This is a genomic window from Reichenbachiella sp. (assembly GCF_039944555.1).
Taxonomy (GTDB): Bacteria; Bacteroidota; Bacteroidia; order Cytophagales; family Cyclobacteriaceae; genus Reichenbachiella.
The window spans coordinates 61223-78483 of the sequence record NZ_JBDUYN010000004.1 but is presented as its reverse complement, the minus strand read 5'-3'; the positions used below and the strand labels follow the sequence as shown (position 1 = coordinate 78483).

At 42.5% G+C, this 17261-nt stretch carries 18 protein-coding genes; 4 read left to right on the top strand and 14 right to left on the bottom strand.

Features of this window, described 5'->3' with window-relative positions:
• Positions 1 to 77: 77 nt before the first annotated feature.
• From ABJD64_RS01825 to ABJD64_RS01770, 12 genes are all read right to left on the bottom strand, one after another.
• Positions 78 to 1700: a sulfatase gene (locus ABJD64_RS01825; protein ID WP_348176808.1), complete on the bottom strand. Its 1623-nt coding sequence runs from the start codon at positions 1698 to 1700 to the stop codon at positions 78 to 80.
• A gap of 163 nt (positions 1701 to 1863) precedes the next feature.
• Positions 1864 to 2598, bottom strand: a complete 735-nt coding sequence (locus tag ABJD64_RS01820) for a LytTR family DNA-binding domain-containing protein (RefSeq protein ID WP_348176806.1) — start codon at positions 2596 to 2598, stop codon at positions 1864 to 1866.
• A gap of 58 nt (positions 2599 to 2656) precedes the next feature.
• Positions 2657 to 3157: a hypothetical protein gene (locus ABJD64_RS01815; protein WP_348176805.1), complete on the bottom strand. Its 501-nt coding sequence runs from the start codon at positions 3155 to 3157 to the stop codon at positions 2657 to 2659.
• Positions 3158 to 3287: 130 nt separating this feature from the next.
• The gene (locus ABJD64_RS01810) at positions 3288 to 4061 is read right to left on the bottom strand and encodes an isocitrate lyase/phosphoenolpyruvate mutase family protein (protein WP_348176803.1); all 774 of its coding nucleotides are present in this window, start codon (positions 4059 to 4061) and stop codon (positions 3288 to 3290) included.
• Between the two features lie 134 nt (positions 4062 to 4195).
• Entirely contained in the window at positions 4196 to 4981 is a 786-nt protein-coding gene (locus ABJD64_RS01805) for a DUF3750 domain-containing protein (protein WP_348176801.1), read from the bottom strand.
• Between the two features lie 68 nt (positions 4982 to 5049).
• The gene (locus tag ABJD64_RS01800; protein ID WP_348176799.1) at positions 5050 to 5937 is read right to left on the bottom strand and encodes a polysaccharide deacetylase family protein; all 888 of its coding nucleotides are present in this window, start codon (positions 5935 to 5937) and stop codon (positions 5050 to 5052) included.
• 110 nt (positions 5938 to 6047) lie between these two features.
• Positions 6048 to 7829 carry a hypothetical protein gene (locus ABJD64_RS01795; protein ID WP_348176797.1) on the bottom strand — a complete coding sequence of 594 codons (1782 nt, stop codon included), beginning with the start codon at positions 7827 to 7829 and terminating at the stop codon, positions 6048 to 6050.
• 44 nt (positions 7830 to 7873) lie between these two features.
• Entirely contained in the window at positions 7874 to 9880 is a 2007-nt protein-coding gene (locus ABJD64_RS01790) for a hypothetical protein (protein ID WP_348176796.1), read from the bottom strand.
• 67 nt (positions 9881 to 9947) lie between these two features.
• Positions 9948 to 10382 (bottom strand): Rrf2 family transcriptional regulator, encoded by a 435-nt coding sequence (locus ABJD64_RS01785; RefSeq protein ID WP_348176794.1) that lies wholly within the window; start codon positions 10380 to 10382, stop codon positions 9948 to 9950.
• Positions 10383 to 10469: 87 nt separating this feature from the next.
• Positions 10470 to 11309: a maleylpyruvate isomerase family mycothiol-dependent enzyme gene (locus ABJD64_RS01780; RefSeq protein ID WP_348176793.1), complete on the bottom strand. Its 840-nt coding sequence runs from the start codon at positions 11307 to 11309 to the stop codon at positions 10470 to 10472.
• 37 nt (positions 11310 to 11346) lie between these two features.
• On the bottom strand, positions 11347 to 12375 hold the full coding sequence (locus ABJD64_RS01775; RefSeq protein ID WP_348176792.1) for a serine/threonine dehydratase: 1029 nt from the start codon (positions 12373 to 12375) through the stop codon (positions 11347 to 11349).
• A 263-nt stretch (positions 12376 to 12638) separates the two neighbouring features.
• Entirely contained in the window at positions 12639 to 13460 is an 822-nt protein-coding gene (locus ABJD64_RS01770) for an alpha/beta hydrolase-fold protein (protein WP_348176790.1), read from the bottom strand.
• 180 nt (positions 13461 to 13640) lie between these two features.
• On the opposite strand from ABJD64_RS01770, the gene ABJD64_RS01765 reads away from it, so the two are divergent.
• The 3 genes from ABJD64_RS01765 to ABJD64_RS01755 all read left to right on the top strand — a co-directional run bounded on the left by ABJD64_RS01765 (position 13641) and on the right by ABJD64_RS01755 (position 15341).
• Positions 13641 to 14063 carry an SRPBCC family protein gene (locus ABJD64_RS01765; RefSeq protein WP_348176788.1) on the top strand — a complete coding sequence of 141 codons (423 nt, stop codon included), beginning with the start codon at positions 13641 to 13643 and terminating at the stop codon, positions 14061 to 14063.
• A gap of 2 nt (positions 14064 to 14065) precedes the next feature.
• The gene (locus tag ABJD64_RS01760; RefSeq protein WP_348176786.1) at positions 14066 to 14362 is read left to right on the top strand and encodes a DUF1330 domain-containing protein; all 297 of its coding nucleotides are present in this window, start codon (positions 14066 to 14068) and stop codon (positions 14360 to 14362) included.
• Positions 14363 to 14486: 124 nt separating this feature from the next.
• Positions 14487 to 15341, top strand: a complete 855-nt coding sequence (locus ABJD64_RS01755; protein ID WP_348176784.1) for an AraC family transcriptional regulator — start codon at positions 14487 to 14489, stop codon at positions 15339 to 15341.
• A 55-nt stretch (positions 15342 to 15396) separates the two neighbouring features.
• On the opposite strand, the gene ABJD64_RS01750 is transcribed toward ABJD64_RS01755, so the two are convergent.
• Positions 15397 to 15855, bottom strand: coding sequence for a YHS domain-containing (seleno)protein (locus ABJD64_RS01750; RefSeq protein ID WP_348176782.1), 459 nt, complete (start codon positions 15853 to 15855; stop codon positions 15397 to 15399).
• 102 nt (positions 15856 to 15957) lie between these two features.
• On the opposite strand from ABJD64_RS01750, the gene ABJD64_RS01745 reads away from it, so the two are divergent.
• Entirely contained in the window at positions 15958 to 16863 is a 906-nt protein-coding gene (locus ABJD64_RS01745) for an AraC family transcriptional regulator (protein WP_348176780.1), read from the top strand.
• On the opposite strand, the gene ABJD64_RS01740 is transcribed toward ABJD64_RS01745, so the two are convergent.
• A complete protein-coding gene (locus ABJD64_RS01740) occupies positions 16844 to 17224 on the bottom strand; it encodes a hypothetical protein (protein ID WP_348176778.1) in 381 nt (126 codons plus the stop codon). The two genes, ABJD64_RS01745 and ABJD64_RS01740, sit on opposite strands and share 20 nt — an antisense overlap.
• Positions 17225 to 17261 lie beyond the last annotated feature (37 nt).

Genomic DNA, 17261 nt, shown 5'->3' with positions numbered 1-17261 from the left:
TGCCTGCCATCTGTAAATCACCACTTGATGGGAAGTCTAGTTTTATAGATTGTCCAAATTAATAATATAGCGCCTTTCTACTCCATTCCGGTCATTTCAATGTACTTCTGATCAAGCGTTTGAGAATCCTTGTACTTCACTCTCAGCTCAGCAAGCTGTGTTTTTAGCTCCTTTACAACTCCCGCATATTCTGCTTCCTCATAGACATTTTTCATTTCCTGAGGGTCGTTTAGCCGATCATACAATTCCCACTCGTCCACGTCATAATAGAAATGAACCAGCTTAAATTCTTTAGTTACAATGCCATAATGTCGTTTGACCATGTGGACTGCCGGGTATTCGTAATAATGATAGTATACGGCATCACGATTCCACGACGCTCGGTCTTTTTTAAGGAGCGGCATCAGGCTTTCTCCCTGCATGTCTTCCGGCGCATTGATTCGTGCGGCTTCCAAAAAGGTCTGCGCAAAATCCAGGTTTTGAACCATCTCATCATTGGTCATACCTGGGGTGATTTGGTTTGGCCAACGAATCATCAGTGGTGTTTTGAACGATTCGTCATATATAAACCGCTTGTCGAACCAGCCATGTTCTCCCAGATAAAATCCCTGGTCTGAAGTATATACCACCATGGTGTTTTCAGCTAACCCGCTTTCGTCGAGATAATCCAGCACCCTACCCACGTTGTCATCCACAGACGAGATTGAACCTAGGTAGTCTTGCATATACCGCTGATACTTCCACCTCATCTTTTCTACATCACTCATAGTTGGCCAGTTGTTCTTGAACCACAGATTGATAGAATCAATGACAGGATCATATAAAGCTTTTTGTTCTGCATTGGCCCTTCCATAGGGCCCTGTAAATCCATCTATCCCATCCCACATCACTGGCGGGACATCTGGGCTTACGCCTCCCATTTCTGCGATGGTCTGAGGTCTTATCTTGGAGTCGTGACCATACCTGAGATGATGAAGTAAATTCATTTCCGCAGTTCTGGCCGCTGATCCTCTGTTGGAGTAGTCATCAAAAAGAGTCTCAGGTTCTGGGAATGTCTTCTTTGTAAAAGCCTTGAATTTTTCGGGGCTTGGCCACCAGGGTCTATGCGGTGCCTTGTGCAAATACATCATCATAAACGGCTTATCCTTGTCTCTTTTTTTGTCTAACCATTCGATGGTAAGGTCTGTTATAATATCAGTAACATATCCTGTAATGGTAGTATCTCCCTTTGGGGTAATAAATTTGGGATTGATGTAATAGCCTTGTCCCGGTAAAATCATAAAATCATCAACCCCTTTCGGATTGTTGCCAAAATGTAACTTACCATACATGGCCGTTTGATAACCAGCCTTTTGAAATAACTGTGGAAAAGTCACCTGCGTGGTATCGAAAGGCATACCGTTGTCTATTTTCCCATTGATGTGTGTGTGCTTTCCGGTAAGGATAGTCGCTCTTGATGGCGCACAAATAGAATTGGTAACACAGGCGTTGGTGAACAACATGCCCTCATTCGCAATTCTATCGATATTGGGCGTTTTCAATAATTTATCTGAATATGCGCTGATCGCCTGATAGGCATGATCATCAGCCATGATAAACAGTATATTAGGCCTGCCCGGGTTTTCTTTCTTGTCTTCAGAGCAAGCGCTAAGTATTAGTAGTGTGAGCAAAAAAAGTATGAGATTGCGTTCTGATTTCATTTTATAATCCTTGTTTGTTTTATTGATGACATCGCCAGTCATAGCGCATCAATTTATACAAAGATTTATTTATGTGATAACATCTGCAGGTTTTGAACCAGCTATGCCGGATTCTGTTTTTAAAATGAAGGATCTGTCCTATCTGGGTGTAATCAAATACAAATCAAATCTCTAGTGGGGCATAGGACCGCCCAACTTTGAGGCGTTGGCCAGAGGCTAAGACGACAAATTCATCGCGTTGCTGTTTTTCCTTACCAACGATTTGCTTTCGGTTGACCAGATACCTTCGGTGAATTCGAATAAAATCAGGTCTTAGTTCTTCGGTCATTTTTTCTAAGGTTGCCCGTTTGACCATCTGGAAATCACCGGCATAAATTTTCAAATAATGATCATCGGCCTCAATCCAACTGATTGTATTGGCCTGAAGTGTAAGTTCTTTCCGACCAATTGAACCTGAGACCATTCTAACGTTGCCCATACGCTGGAAAACAAAATAAGTCAAAGCCATAAGGCTCAGCAAATGAAAAAATGCTTCACGACCAAAATACTGTCTGGCAAATTTGATCTCGAAAAAGCTGTCGTAAAAACCTAATACATGCATAACTACCGTGCCCGAAATGTAATGCATGGCAATTGTGCCAATGGCGATTAAGGCGATTTTCCAAAGCGGTAGGCTTTTTTCTGCTTTCAGGTTCAACAATCGATTGATCGCCAAAAGCCCAAAAGGAAAAAAAAGTATGATTGTAATGCACAGATAGATAACCGAATTCCATACATCGTATTTTTCGGAATGGCCATATCGTAGGTAATTCTGAAAGAGCGCCATACCAAATAGCACAGCCAACCAAATCAGGAGAGCTGAGAGATATTTTTTTCTTTCTGGTGCTGCAATGGTCATCTTGCCAAGATATTCACTTTCCCGCATATCCTAGATAAGGCAGTATGGGAAATCTAATTCACCCGAATACCCCTTTAATGAATGTCTCTGTTAACCCTTTTTCCTGAAGCCACGATGCAAGATTCCCTCTGTCTCCAACATTGGCATGGTGCAATAGGGTGAAGCCATGTGGTCCCGGAGCTTTCAGAAGATTCGGATAATCAGTCAGAAGTTTCATAATAAACTCATCGTAGCCCAAAAAGGCATAGTTGAATATGTCAAGTCGAGCACCCTTGCTGACCAACAGGTCTGCGATATCTCGGCGGCCCATGTGAGAGGCTCCACCGACAGCGGTCTCAAAATCTCCTCTTTGCGGCTGGTTCGTACAGTTTAAAATCAAGGGTTTTTGCTCAACAATTCTTTTGGTCTCTTCAAAATCTTTGTGGGCTGCAAAGACGAAATCTTTAATTTCCTGCTTATCAAAGACCTCACCTTGTGGACTCGCAAAAGATGGTGATGGCAATACGGCAAGTCCACTTGCAGCTAGTATTCCTTTTTTGATGAATGTACCTCTGTCCATAGTTTTTAGCCAAATCAACGGACTTCGACACCACTCAGGTCACTCAAACGGAATTATTTCGCGAATGGGTCATTGGGTGTCGTGAACGGGAATACTACTTGACTGTGGAATTGCATTGGCCTGGCTGCTCTTAGTTCTTAGAATACTCGAAAACTGATTTGAACGTATTTTGGGTGATCACCTGGTCCAACATACCTTCATAATTCTTCTGCAAAGCACCAAATAAGAAGTTGCCCATACTGATACGTCTAACGCCTAGAGCTTTCAACCTTTCGAAGTCAGGCAGACCAGGCATGCACATGACATTGACCGGTAAGGGGGTGCTTTTCACAATGGCCTCAATGTCGTTTTCATTTTCGACACATGGAATAAAAATTCCATCTGCTCCGGCCTTTTCGTAAAGGCGTATTCTTTTTTGGGTTTCTTCAACTGCATGTGCAAGGCCCAATAAAAAGGTGTCTGACCTTACGTTTAGAAAAACATTTTGGCCACTCTTAGTTAACTCATCCTTTACTTCGGATAAAATCGAGGCAAAAGCATTAGCATTCATTAAGCTTCTGTCTCCATCTACCAAGCTGTCTTCTATATTGATTCCTACTACTCCAAGGTTTGCCAATCTTCTGATATGGTCTGCAATTTCTTTTGGCTCCCGGCTGTAACCTGATTCTAAGTCCACGGAGAGCGGTAGAGTTGTATTCGCAGCTATTCGTTGTACGATGTACTCCAATTCAGAGAAGCGCATTTCTTCTCCGTCTTCATAACCGAGCATGGCTGCAATGGCTGCACTGGAGGTACCAAGAGCCTGGAAGTTTAGTTTTTCAGCCGTTTTTGAGCTCGGCACATCCCAAACGTTTGCAATCAATAATGGATCCTCCTGTTCGTGCAATTTTTTAAATTCCCTCATAAAGTTTTTATGCAAAAGAAATGACTGTGCAAATCGCGAACAACCGGAAAATGGACAAGCATGTGATTTTTAATCTTTTAATAAAACTACTTCGTCCATCGTTGATGGACGGGAAATGGAGGTTTCAATTGACACTAGTCATCACCAAGTCGACCATAAAATGGAAGCTCAACAGCAAGGTCGAATAGATCAATTTCAAAGTTAAGACCTAATATGTTTAATTCTATTCCCTCCTGATAGCCCAGTGAAGCACCCAGCATACCAAAAATAGAAAGTTGGAGGCCGGACCCACTGGCTGATCTGTACAAGGTTTGCTCTATTGGACGCCAGTCTTTGCCTATGGCAGTAGCCGGTAGATCAAGGCCTAATTCGGGCACCTGAAGGCCAACCCAGGAAACGAAAGTGTTACTGTTCGGCCCTGGCCATAGACTGTAGGTATCCGACCAGGGATATTTCGAAATAGCATTTTCAATTTGATCTATTAATTGTTCGGCCTTCTCACCTCGTTGGTCGAGCAGAAGATTCGGTGGGTTGCCATACCATCCTTTGTCTGGGATACCAGGCTGACTAAATAGGACATCGCCGTCCGGACTAATCGCCCAGCCTACAATTTGGCTTACGACGTAGCTGTCTGCATTGGTGCGTTTAGTAGCAATCCATGAGTGAACTGCCAATGCTCCTTTCGCTCCCCAAACTCTCGCCGAGTAGACTTGAACGACTGCCTCTGGGTGTTGAGCGGGAGCTGGCGCCAAGCCGTGACTAAACCCTGCACCACCAACATTGGAAGAAAGACGAAATCTAGGCTTCGATTGGAAGAGCTTAAAATGATGATGCCCAAATCCATAGCAAAAAATCAAAACAACCGTAATCCATATTTTTGGCCATTTTCTTTTCTTCTTAAGGTTTAGTCTTTTATCCATAGATGAACTTCTGGTCATTGTACGGACATGAGGCTCAAAGTGTTAGGAATCTGGCAACATCAAAACAATCACCTAATAAACGCAGGCACCTCTGGATCTCCTTTAAAGAAATCTCCTGATTTGCCCTGACTCAATGCCCATCGGTCGAGCCAGGAGATCCCCCAGTTGCCGTAGCGACTAATTTCGGATTGATAGGCCGAATCCCTTAGTACTTCTTCTTGTGAAACGAAAGTATAACCGTGCTTGACATACATCGCGGCAAGATCATCCAGATAGTGCGCATTCAATAGGTTGGCATGCGTAAGCAAGGTCTGGGCGATAGGACGTCCAAACAGTTCATCGGCCAGCCATTCAAAATATACTACCTTTTCTTCCATGTATTTCACATAGGCGCTTCCGATCTTTTTCATCTTCTCACTATCCTCTTCCTTATAAGCATCACTGTAGGCTTTGGCAAAAAGGTAATCCGCATTATCGATTGTCACCGGAGCTTCGATATAACTATTGGTCTTCAGAAAGTTTTTCAATGAATCCGTATGACCTTGCCGTAATCCGGATTGCAAATAGGGGTGTCTAAAGTATCTCAGTTCTTTTCCATACTTCTTTAGCAAGGGTCTGGTTATTTGTTCCCCTTTGATGATCCCGTCTGTATAATCATTAAATGCGGTTTGATGATAACTCAGGTGTGCGTAGGTGTGATTGCCAAGATCGTATCCATTCGCCGGCCACAATTCCAGCAATTTAATTTTAGTGGAATCAGGCTTTTCATTTGTGTAAAGCTTCGACTCATTTACATATCCGATAGCTGGTATCTGATATTCGTCAAAGGTTTGGATTAAATCTCTGGTCAGATTAAATACAAATGTGGAATCATGAATCCCATAGCTTACTACCGGCAAGTCATCCACGGTGATGCAGAGTTTCTTTTGTTGTGCAAAAAGTAAACTGGAACCCATCCATAGGGTCAAACTTATTAAGAGTGATTTTTTTACCATAGAAGTTCATCCGTCCGGACGAAAGTTTAGTCCGGACAGATAACAAATCTATATCAAATAATCAACCTCTCTCACACGGCTTCAAGACAAAGCTGGTGAGACAATAATTCCAACTTTGATTGTGCCTTTTTTAAGCTCGTTCTAAATCCAGTGGCCATTTCATTACTCAGGTTTAAATCCAGCTGCTGATAATAGGCTATTCCGGCTTCAAGGTTTTTAACGAAGCTACTGACGCGGTTTTTAACTTTTTTGGACGCATCCAAAGCATACTCATCCATCAGTTTTTTAAAGTGGTCCATATAAAGACCTAATTCCTTGATAAACATGTGTGGTCTGTCATTTCTTGTAATGATATTGGCTCGACCATAAATGTGATCTATCATCTTTCTAAGAGACACCAGTTCGGTGAAATAGGCAATATTCGGTCCTGGACAAATAGAAACTCCTTCACCGGATTGACCCGTTTCCAGCTCATTCTCAAGTAAAAATGGTGTGCTGAGACCTGTACAAATGCAAGCCTTCTCCGTTATTTTCCTGTACTCACGTTGATATTGCACCGGAGGTAGTTTATTTTCCTCCAGCTCTTTTATTTTGATGTGTTGATATTTTCTTGAAGCCGTGCACAGCGGTTTCTTCGAATATTCTGTATTGAAAGCCAGATATTTTTTGATGCATGGACTCCCTGGTTTCCCCTTTCTGATCAGTTCTTCCTTTTCTAAATCTTTTGTGTTATCTCTTAAGTTGTTGAATGATACTCCCAAAGGAGAAATTTCACTCAGATAGAGATCTTTTTCTTTGGAAGCCCTCACTCTTTCGCGAGTACCCCGATCTACACAGGTAGCTTCTGGTACGAGCAGGAATGGCGAACCCCAGCCTACTGCATCCATTCCATACTGCTCTTGCAGGAAAGTATGTTCATCAGCTGTACCGACACCTCCCTGTGCCGAAATTTTCATTTCAGGTACTGGAATCTGAGAAGGTCTATTGCCTTGTTCGAGAGCCGTCGCATAGATATCAAATAATGTCTGACGCAGTTCGGCCCTGTTTTGGTTGAACTCCTCAAGAATTGGTCCCATCAAATGTCCATCGGTGGCAAACGCATGACCGCCACAATTCAGGCCGGATTCTATTCTAAATTCTGAAACCCATAGTCCTTTTTTGGCCAAAAACTTGCCTTGAATCAATGCAGAACGATAGTCGCTTACCTTAAGAATGATTTTTTTCCTGAATACGCCGCGTTCATCCGGAAAGAAATCATCGAACGAAGCCATATAACTATATAGACTCGGATTCAGCCCTGCTGATAGAATTAACGAGGATTGCAATTCGCTTTTGGCAAAGCCTCGCAGTGCTGCATGAGCGTCGTTATACTCTTTACCAAGCGGTTGAGCGCCTTTGAAATTGACTCGATCGAGCTTGGTCATGATATTGACATCAATGCTTCCCATTTTGGCGTGGTTTCGCACGTAGTTAATCAGATCGGCAGAATTTCCTATCTCTTTCAGTTTTAAAAACTGTTTTTTGAGAGACGAAGCATCTGGCAGCATACCAAAGTAATCTATGGCTTCACCCAGCGAACAAGATTTCTTAAACCGAGCGAATTTTTCTTCCGCTATCTTTTTTACTAGGTTCAGATACTGCGTAATTCGTTTGGCTCGAGCATCCGTTACCTTGTTGGTAATAGGCTGAAATTTAAATCCATGTTTTTCGGAGTAAAATTTTCGCACCTGCTCAAGTAGAGAATCCTCCACAATTGACATCACAGAGTCTATCCCAAGATGGGCTACCTTAATAGGAGTATCGACAGAAAAGGCCAGTCCTAATACCGGAATATGAAAAGAATGTATGTTCATTTAGTTTGTTTATTATTTGTGTACTTCGATTTTATAATTCTTCATTAGATGACACAGACATCGTTGTTGCAGAATTTCTCAGCCTCTGCGTCCTCCTGAATGTTCATAATTTGAAAAGGCCTCATTCGCTTTTTCATTTCTTCATACTTTTCTTTCGAAATCGCTTCATAAGGCATTTGCGCATAAGCGCCCATTTCTAACTTGGGCAAGAAACTGACTGACTTCAAAGTGTATTTGTAGAAGTCGAGAATAGGTGCGATCTGAGAGGATTCCTCCGGTTTGAAAGTTACCGTGCAAGAAACCTGGTTGTCGGACCAATAGGTTTGTAAAAATGCCGCCAAGCTCACCTGTTCCCAGATGCTGACGTCTTTCAGACACTTGCCACTGTTGTGCACCGGAAAGGAGACCACCGCAGATGAGGAATCCATTTTATCGTCTTCCACATCAAGTCCGGCGGCCTCCAGAGCAGGTAATAAGTGCGAAGTTTTTGCGATACGTACCCTGCGGATATAATATTCGAATTCGGGATAGTGACATCCGGGATTGACTCCTGCCAACAGACTCACTGTTCCCGAAGGTTTTACGCTAGTTGTTTTTTTGCTCTTTGGCACACAGAGCCAGGAGGAATAGATTTCGTCCCACTTTTGAATTTCCTGGTAGCCGTCTTCGAGCCAGTTTTTGAGGGTATCAAGTGAGTGATCCTCAATAAAATTAGTAATACCTGTGACGGAAGTACCTATTCGACGATTGCGTTTTTGGACTCTGTTGGTTTGATGCCAGGTAGTAGTTACAAGGGTTGCTGTCTTACCCACCATATAGGCATATTTTAAGGTTCTCATGAAGTCCTCCTTGGACTCGGCTCTGGATGGAAAAGTTTCTACCAAACAGCATAGCTCATAGCTTTCCAGAGACTGTTCACCGCAAGGGTTGGTTCCCTTGGCTTTAATGTCTTTGTAATCAGCAGGATCACACATGCGTGAATGCGACCGGATATTATCCATAAATATGTATCCCGGTTCCCCGTTCACAGCAGTTTGTCGGGCCACCTCTTCGAAATCAGTCGAAGTATTGACCAGTACACTGTTGTTGGAAGCCCAGCCATAGGCTGCACGATGTGCCATGCTGCCCACATATTTTTGTCCTTCGCTGTCCCAGTGATAATCTTTAAGTTTTCGATATTCTTTGTTGTTTACCTCTCCAAGAGCGATCTGTGCAGTACGACGTACGTTTCCGGCGACCACGCACTGACCAATCATATTCATGATATCGGTAATCGCTGTAATGCTAAGATATTGGTTGTCAAGTTGGTCCAGGGTTTTTCGTATTTGCTCGTGCAGGCTTTCTAATGGAGCCGGGCCAGAAGAGATTCCTCCAAATCCCTTAATCGCCACTCCGGCAGGTCTGATTTGACTGTAGTCAAATTGAATGGGGAGGGAAGAAGTAGCGTTGAAATTTTGTGAAAAGTAACTGTTGAGCAGTCGTTTCAGACTTTCTACCCAGCCCTCACGCGTGTCAGGAATGGTATATAATTCATCATTCCCTTTTGGTCTATGAATTTGGACCCCCTGCGCTCCTTCTACATCAAAACCTACACCAACGCCCACCATGCTCATATCCATCATAAAAGTGAATGGTCGGGTGGCATCTTCCAGTGATTTGCCAATGAGGTCCGTAGATACAAATGCACAATTGAATAAGGCCTGGCCGACTTTCTTTTCATGAATGATTGGCGTACCTAAGGCCCAAAGCATCCGACCAGGGGGAAGAAACTTCATTTTGAACATGCGGTCGTACATTTCCCTTGCGGAGTGCTGGGCCTTGTAGTCATTCCATCCTAATTCATTATTCAGTATATAGTCCTTTTGCAAACTGTAACAGCCTTCTACCACGCGCCTAACTGTTTCAAACCACTGCTCATTATTACCATCTGGCTTAAGTCTGGAATAAGTTCGATAATAGGTGAGTAGGCCCAGGCCATTGAAACCAAATAGTGGATCGATGTTCCGATATTGATCGATGAAGTCGTCGGTAAGTTTAAAGTTTAAGTTCATGAGCAGAAGGTTTTAATTATTAAATAGGATTTAAAGATGCTTTTATCCTTTTTAGTGAAAAAAATTTTTACGGTTCTATTAGAAATACTTCATTCTCTTCCATAATGCCTTTTAGCTCTTCAAGAGAAGTGGACTCAAACGTCTCGGTCATCGCAAGTCTCACCGGTTTGAATCTATGATGAATAGGACAAGGGGTGACATCTGAACATTCCCTAAATCCTAAAACACAGCGCTTGATCAACTTATCTCCATCTATAGCCACAATTACATCTGAAAGTGCAATGGCCTTTTTCGGCGGTAAAGAAAAACCTCCACTCCGACCACGTACCGACTCCAAGATGCCAGCCCGTGCCAGCTGCTGAAGTATTTTGGCAGTGAAAGCCTTTGGCGAATCAATTGCTTCTGCAATCTCATCCAAGCCGATGCGCATATTCTCTTCCTCTTTTCTCGAGGAAATATATATCATGATCTTAATGGCGTACTCGCAGGTTTTTGAAAACATTCTATGTCAACTTGGGACAAAGGTAATCAAACAATAATAAAGGATAAGTTTATCCGAAATTAAATATTCATTTTTTGTACGGATCAATCAAGCCATCACGGAAACCATTTCGAGTACCTTTTCTCCAAGAGCCTCGTCTCCGGTGATTTTGATTTGCTTCCTGATTTCGGATGGGCGCAGACTTTTAGAAAATAGCTTCCAGGAGGTTTCAGCAGGAATTTCTACAGTTGCGTCTGGTGTCTTCTCACCACCTGAAGTGAGAAGCCAGCCTTTCTCCTCTTTCACTAAAAACCAACTACCTCCAGCTTCAGAAGTAATTGTGGCTTGAATCAGTGTGCCTTCTTCAGCTGCTACGTTTCGAAATGTGTTGGGCAATGCCCTGAAAAAAGTATCCATAAAAGGGTAGAAAAACGCTTTGGTCATGATACCTTCCAGGCCAACAGCATCCCTGATTTGCTGCTGGTGGTGCCACTTTTCCGTATACTCTCTGGCCAAATGCATCCAGTTGAGGCTGGTAGATTCTCCTGCCCAATCTACAGCGAATATGGCCTCCGTTTGCAAATCCAGACTTTCATAGTGGTCGCAAACCAGAGGGCCTGTAGTCTGATGCAAAAGTGTTAGTACATCCGGACTCAGCCTCCTCGAAGCGGCAACCCAATCAGCATTTAGCTGATTCAACCAGGCCACGAGATCCTCATAGCCTTTGATGTTTGGTGGCTGCTGACCAAAATATTTATCTCTCTGCATGGATAACACGCGGAGGTCGCCATCCAGTAAATGACTGACGACATCTTTGACTTTCCATTGTTTGGCTACCGTTTGGCTATTCCAATCTTCCGCAGTTAGTGAGCTCAAAAGCTCGATCAACTTATGTTGCAGAGGCCTGAAGAGTGGCCGCACATCAGAGAAAGGAAGTTCCGGATACATGATTAACGTCAAATTCAGCTAAGAATTTAATAAAAAATCATCTGTCGGTCATCATGACTGCCGAAGCTATTTCCACATCAATAGCCGGATGTGTTGACAAAAAGTCTTTTTCCCAAAGTCTTTGATGAGTGCCCTGATCAATGTTTCCACCTGACAGAATAATCAAAACTCTCTTTTTACCTGATTGTTTTGTAAGCCATTGCCTGGCGGCTTCCATAGAGAGCGCACTAGTCGGTTCTACTTGTACTTTTAGCAGATGCGAGAGCCATTGTGTCCAATAAGTCATTTGCGTCTCGTCCACTTCGTAAAACTCATTCAACTCTTTCAGGTACTCAAATGTAAGCTCGCTAATAGCATTGGTCATAGCTCCATCTGCCAGCGTGTCCGGAACAGATTGCAGTCGTTGAATTTTACCCGTTCGTAAAGACTGAGCCGCGTCGTTGGCGTTTAAGGGTTCCGCACCTATTACCTCTGCCTTTGGTAATAGCGCCTTGGTTGAGATGTAAGTTCCTGACAAAAGCCCTCCTCCTCCACATGGAGCAATAACCGCATCTACATCTTTTATTTCTTTGATCGCATCATAAGCCGCTGTGGCTTGTCCATAAATAATCTGTTCGTGATTGAATGGAGGAATCCAATAGTTACCCGGCACTGTAGCAGCCTGCTTTACTTTTTCATCTGCCTCTGTTCGTGATTGACACAATACTACATCTGCCCCGTAAGCAGCCGTAGCCTGTATTTTTATTTTGGACGAATACTCAGGCATGTATATAGTAGAAGGAATACCAAACATACTGGATGCCCATGCAACAGCCTGGGCATGGTTGCCAGAACTATTTGCAATGATTCGATCCGGTTTTTGGTTGTTTTCAACCAACCATGCAATGGTGTTCACTGCTCCCCGGGCCTTGAAGGCACCGATCTTTTGTAAACATTCTGCTTTGAAAAATATATCATGGCCCAACCAGGAATTCAGTTGAGAAGAAGTTAGGATTGGTGTTTGATTGATGTATTTGTCAATACGATTTTTCGCATTAATTACCTGCTGAATGTCTACTTTTTGCATGTCTTTTTTAAGAGAATTAACCTGAGTTCGGTTATCAAATTATCTAAAACCCGTCATTCTGAGACTTTCAAGAAGCTTTTGCGGAGTGAAAGACGTAAGAATCTCATTGATGGAGACTCTCGCGCACTCTTCTCAACTTCACAAAGTTGGAAAAGCGTTCAGAGTGACGGTTACGGGATTTTAATAATAATATCAATCGGACTCAGGTTGTTAAGGTTACCTCTGGCCTAACGTAAATTGGTTTAGCGTGTTTACCTCTACCTCTATTTTTCCTTTTGATAGAGTATTTTAAATGCCTCATAGATGCTGACATGAAGTACCGTAGCATGGTCCTCTTTTTCGAAGTATTGATAGTGAACCTTAAGGTTCTTTTTCTCAGCCAGTGCCAGGGACTGGTAAAGTCCGGCAGCCTCTTTGATCATCATTGGATGCTCCTGTCCGACTGATATGATCACCTCTGTATTATCGAAATTTTGATCAGCCAGCAAGGTGTCCATTTGGTTATACATAGATTCATTATCCCACCAAAGGCTCGGACTGACAATAAGATATTTGCTGAAAAGTTGTGGTTTTTTGAGCAAGATTTCGCTCGCCATCAGGCCACCCAGCGATTGTCCAATCAAAATTCTCTCTTGATTTACATTGTAGTTTTCTTGAATAAAGGGTTGAAGTTCTTCTTCCACGAAAGCCATAAATTTCGCAGAGCCACCGGTAGTCGGGAATTGTTCTTTGAGTTCGGCATCATCGGTATGAAAGGTAAAATCCCTTTTACGATCCACATTGGCTATACCAACCACAATGGTAGGAGGTGCATTCAGCTGCAAATCAAAAAACTGGACGAGCCCCACAATGTGCAGAAAATCCTCGTGAGCGGATCCATCGAGCAAGTAAATTGTCTGATGGGCTGCCGAATCAGGGTGGTAGTCATTCGGAAGGTAAATGTTTAGAGTTCGGGTTTCATCCAGGTGCTGAGATTCGATGGTTCTGACCTCGCCAATATTAAAAGGTGCCTTTTTACCGTCCTGTGCTTGCAATACTGTTCCGAGGAGTAAGAAGATGAGGAGAATGTTGATCTTTTGGTACATATAAAGTTGATCTTAATTTATAGTTGTGCTTAAAGCTAAAAGAAGCACAGGTAGTTCAATCTGGATTTATGTAAACGGCGATCTTTTGATCTGGTCTAATTTCACAAGTCTTTGGGCTTTTTCAAAAAAAGATGGTGCTGTTATCTGGTCACTTTTGTTTGAAACAAAAATTCAAACAAAATGAAAAATTCAAATTTCGAAATTTCGCAAACGATAGATGTCTCTGCCGATGAAGCCTGGGACATCATCGGTGCCGTTTCAGGCGTGGATCAATGGCTTGGACCTATCACTGCTTGTAGTGTCGAGGGAGACAAACGTATTTGCAGTACAGAAGAAGGCTCATTTGAAGAAGACATTCTGAAAGTGGATCATGCGAACAAAGTGCTCGAGTATGCCATTCCTTCTCAGCATATGATTCCTGTTGAAAATATACATGGACAAATGCGTGTAGAAGCTACCCCCTCTGGCCAGGCCACAATTACCTGGTCCTGGAACTTTCAGGTAACTAATGAGAATGAACCTGCGGCCAAAGAGGCCTTTCAAATGATCGGCGGCATGGGCATTGGCGGCATTGAGTCTTTGATCAAGCAAAAAGCGGCCTAATCATGGGAAAAATAATTTTGATCATTATCGCAAGTATAAACCCTGCAGAAAAAGAAGCGGCTGAAAACTATATTAAGCAAGTAACTGCCATGCAGGAGGCAGCAGGTGCCGTTGCATTGTACAGGTTTCCGATTTCAGAAAATTTTATTGGAGATATGGAAGTGGACGTTGCTGCGGCTATCGAGTTCCCCAGTCAAGAGGCTTTCGATTCGGTCTTTGAGTCAGAGGAGTATAAATTACTTATTCCATTCAGAGATAAAGGATTTTCTGTATTAAACGCCTTTATTTCAAAACAATAGGTTGACTTTTAAAGTTAAAAAGTGATTTAAGGCTTAAAGAACCTTTCCAAGGTTTTAAACTTTGGAAAGGTTAAAATTCTGATAAGAGTCTCCTACTTTTAACAGCACTCCTAAATATAAATTTGTGATTATAGAGCATAAAACATTTGATCTGTATGGCAAGAAGGTTTTTGTGAAAGCGGTTATCAAACCACCTCTCACCATGCCCAATCCCATGCTGGACGAGGCCTGCTTTCTTTATATCCGCAAGGGCATAGGAATAGCCTATTCTGAAACTGATCATATCACGGCATATGAAAACGAAGGTATCTTGATGAAGTGCGGCAGCTACCTCAACAAGATGCTTGCAGATAGTGAAGACGGAACCTATGAAGCAATGGCAGTCCACCTTTATCCTGAGGTACTTTCCAGGATATATGATCGGGAATTGCCGGCCTTTCTTAAAAAGAAAAATAAATCGTTGCCACAAAAACCAGGTACCAAGATTGTATTAGACGAATTGTTTCAGAAGTTTTTTGATAGCCTGTTGTTTTATTTTGCAAACCCGGAACTAGTCAATGAAGAATTGATGTCTTTGAAACTTAAAGAGCTCCTTCTCTTACTCGAGAATACCAAAGATTCTGACAAACTCCACCATATTTTATCCAGCCTTTTCTCGCCTCAGACCTATTCTTTTAAGTCGATCATTGAATCCCATTTGTATGACAATCTTTCTATAGAAGATCTGGCCGAAATTGCCGGACAGAGTCTGTCTAGCTTTAAGCGAAGTTTTAGAGAAGTTTTTGACTGCAGTCCCGGAAAGTATATTCGTGAACAGCGGTTAGCTCGTGCTGCTCAATTGCTTACTTCTACCGATCAGTCCATTTCTGAAATTGCCTATGCCTGTGCCTTCAATGATCTGGCCAATTTCTCCAATTGTTTTAAACAGCAGTATGGTTGTTCGCCTTCGGATTATCGGCTCACTAGCGAATACCCGTAATAAAGCGGACCTATAGCCTGGAGCTATCGACCCGCTTCTCCTTTCTCCACCTAGCTTACTGCAATATTTTCCAGTTTTCTGCCGCCATTTTTTCCATGGCCGCCTCGTTGTTCAACCAGGGAACTATGGTATTAAATGGCTTTCCTTCCCAGTAATCATTAAAAAATAAGTACAATTTGCCATCGTCAATCCTAAATGTATTGGGATCTACCGGAACCTTTTGATTCATTTTGGCTACGGCAAACGCACAGTACCCGTCGAACTGCGGTAGGTAACTATCAGGGTTCGACTTGAAAGACTCAAGATTTGCGGCGTTCATAAAGTAATACGTTGCTCCATTCTGAACTGCGGAAAAATCCTTGCTCCCCCGGGCAGCCGTATTGGTATTGAAATAGTTCACCACATCATAGCCATTGTTAGCTACGTTGTTGGCATTCTTAAATACATCTTGCGCTGAAATGCTACTGCATCCTATCAGAAGTAAAACAGCAAAAGTCAATTTAATTGTGTTCATGATAATACTTTTTAATTTTAACATGAGACAAATATATCTGTCAGATTTATACTAATAGTATCAATATATACACTATTATTGCTCATTCGTACAAATATTGATATGGATGTATTAAGTGACATATTGAAAAAAATCAGATTGTCGAGCGCTGTGTATTTCAAATCTGATTTTTCTTCTCCCTGGGGTATGGATATCCCTAAGGGGCCATTTGCCCAATTTCACATTGTGACAAGAGGTCAATGCGTGCTGAAAACAAAAAGTAAAGCCATTCAATTGTTTACGGGAGACATAGTAGTATTCCCTCTTGGCACCAGTCACTGGCTTGCAGACTCGGAATCCAGTGACAGGCAAAACGGCAAGGATGTAGTTGAGGCCATAATAAATGGAGATTCTCTCTTTTCGGGTGAAAAAATATCAACCACATTGGTTTGTGGTCATTTTGAGTTTGACAAAGCTATTGATCATCCGTTTGTTCAAGAGCTACCGGAAATCATTCATATCTCAGATGCTGAAAAGAAAGAGCTTTCCTGGCTGGAACGCATTACTGATCTGATCATTCAGGAAGCGGATAGTGAGCAATCCGGAAGCAACATCATTGTAGACAAACTGGGAGAGGTACTTTTTATCCATGCACTGAGAGCGTATATCTTGAATAACCGTTCGGAAAAAGGGTTCCTGGCCGCACTGCAGGACGAACGCATGCGTAGGGTGTTGAAATCCATTCACGATTGCCCGGATAGGGAGTGGCAACTAGACACACTTGCTCAAGTGGCCGGCATGTCGAGGACCAGTTTTAGTAATCATTTCAAAAGTTTGATGGGAGAGACACCACTAAATTACATAACCCAATGGCGGATGCTACTGGCGAAGGAATTGCTTAAGGAAAGTTACCAATCTGTGGGTGAAATTGCCACTAAGGTGGGCTATCAATCTGAGGCCGCATTCAATCGTGTATTTAAAAAGCGAGCAGAAATAACACCGCTCAAGTTCAGGCAGGCTTCTGTCTAATCTTGAATAATGCAAAACCAATAATCAACAGCAAAGTGGCCCCTGCATCTATTTGCATGACTTTTCCCAACTCCTGATTCACTCCACCTATCAGAAAATACAAGATCAAAAATGAAACCATGCTGATCAAGCCAACAGATACTGCCATTGCATAGTATTTCTTTTTAAGGGCTGAATAGATCATTAATCCACCAATAATGCCAAACATAATGGCCCGATGTCTCAACAAAAGCTCAAGGTCAGCGCCTGCTAAAATTATCCCATAGGATTTGGAGATTCTTTCTGGAAAAAAGGTGAGTAATGAAGGAATGAAATTTACGACTCCTGCCAGGAAAAGGATAATTCTGAAAATGGGTTCCATGCTGTTTTTAACGACGAGTTGACTTTACGATGACCCA

Bases quoted from the DNA above. Each gene is read 5' to 3' on its own strand.
- ABJD64_RS01765 (WP_348176788.1), top strand. From the start codon at position 13,641: ATGAAAAATTCAAATTTCGAAATTTCGCAAACGATAGATGTCTCTGCC.
- ABJD64_RS01785 (WP_348176794.1), bottom strand. From the start codon at position 10,382: ATGTTTTCAAAAACCTGCGAGTACGCCATTAAGATCATGATATATATT.
- ABJD64_RS01745 (WP_348176780.1), top strand. From the start codon at position 15,958: ATGGATGTATTAAGTGACATATTGAAAAAAATCAGATTGTCGAGCGCT.
- ABJD64_RS01760 (WP_348176786.1), top strand. From the start codon at position 14,066: ATGGGAAAAATAATTTTGATCATTATCGCAAGTATAAACCCTGCAGAA.
- ABJD64_RS01815 (WP_348176805.1), bottom strand. From the start codon at position 3,157: ATGGACAGAGGTACATTCATCAAAAAAGGAATACTAGCTGCAAGTGGA.
- ABJD64_RS01740 (WP_348176778.1), bottom strand. From the start codon at position 17,224: ATGGAACCCATTTTCAGAATTATCCTTTTCCTGGCAGGAGTCGTAAAT.
- ABJD64_RS01790 (WP_348176796.1), bottom strand. From the start codon at position 9,880: ATGAACTTAAACTTTAAACTTACCGACGACTTCATCGATCAATATCGG.
- ABJD64_RS01805 (WP_348176801.1), bottom strand. From the start codon at position 4,981: ATGGATAAAAGACTAAACCTTAAGAAGAAAAGAAAATGGCCAAAAATA.
- ABJD64_RS01795 (WP_348176797.1), bottom strand. From the start codon at position 7,829: ATGAACATACATTCTTTTCATATTCCGGTATTAGGACTGGCCTTTTCT.
- ABJD64_RS01810 (WP_348176803.1), bottom strand. From the start codon at position 4,061: ATGAGGGAATTTAAAAAATTGCACGAACAGGAGGATCCATTATTGATT.
- ABJD64_RS01750 (WP_348176782.1), bottom strand. From the start codon at position 15,855: ATGAACACAATTAAATTGACTTTTGCTGTTTTACTTCTGATAGGATGC.
- ABJD64_RS01770 (WP_348176790.1), bottom strand. From the start codon at position 13,460: ATGTACCAAAAGATCAACATTCTCCTCATCTTCTTACTCCTCGGAACA.
- ABJD64_RS01820 (WP_348176806.1), bottom strand. From the start codon at position 2,598: ATGACCATTGCAGCACCAGAAAGAAAAAAATATCTCTCAGCTCTCCTG.
- ABJD64_RS01825 (WP_348176808.1), bottom strand. From the start codon at position 1,700: ATGAAATCAGAACGCAATCTCATACTTTTTTTGCTCACACTACTAATA.
- ABJD64_RS01780 (WP_348176793.1), bottom strand. From the start codon at position 11,309: ATGTATCCGGAACTTCCTTTCTCTGATGTGCGGCCACTCTTCAGGCCT.
- ABJD64_RS01800 (WP_348176799.1), bottom strand. From the start codon at position 5,937: ATGGGTTCCAGTTTACTTTTTGCACAACAAAAGAAACTCTGCATCACC.
- ABJD64_RS01775 (WP_348176792.1), bottom strand. From the start codon at position 12,375: ATGCAAAAAGTAGACATTCAGCAGGTAATTAATGCGAAAAATCGTATT.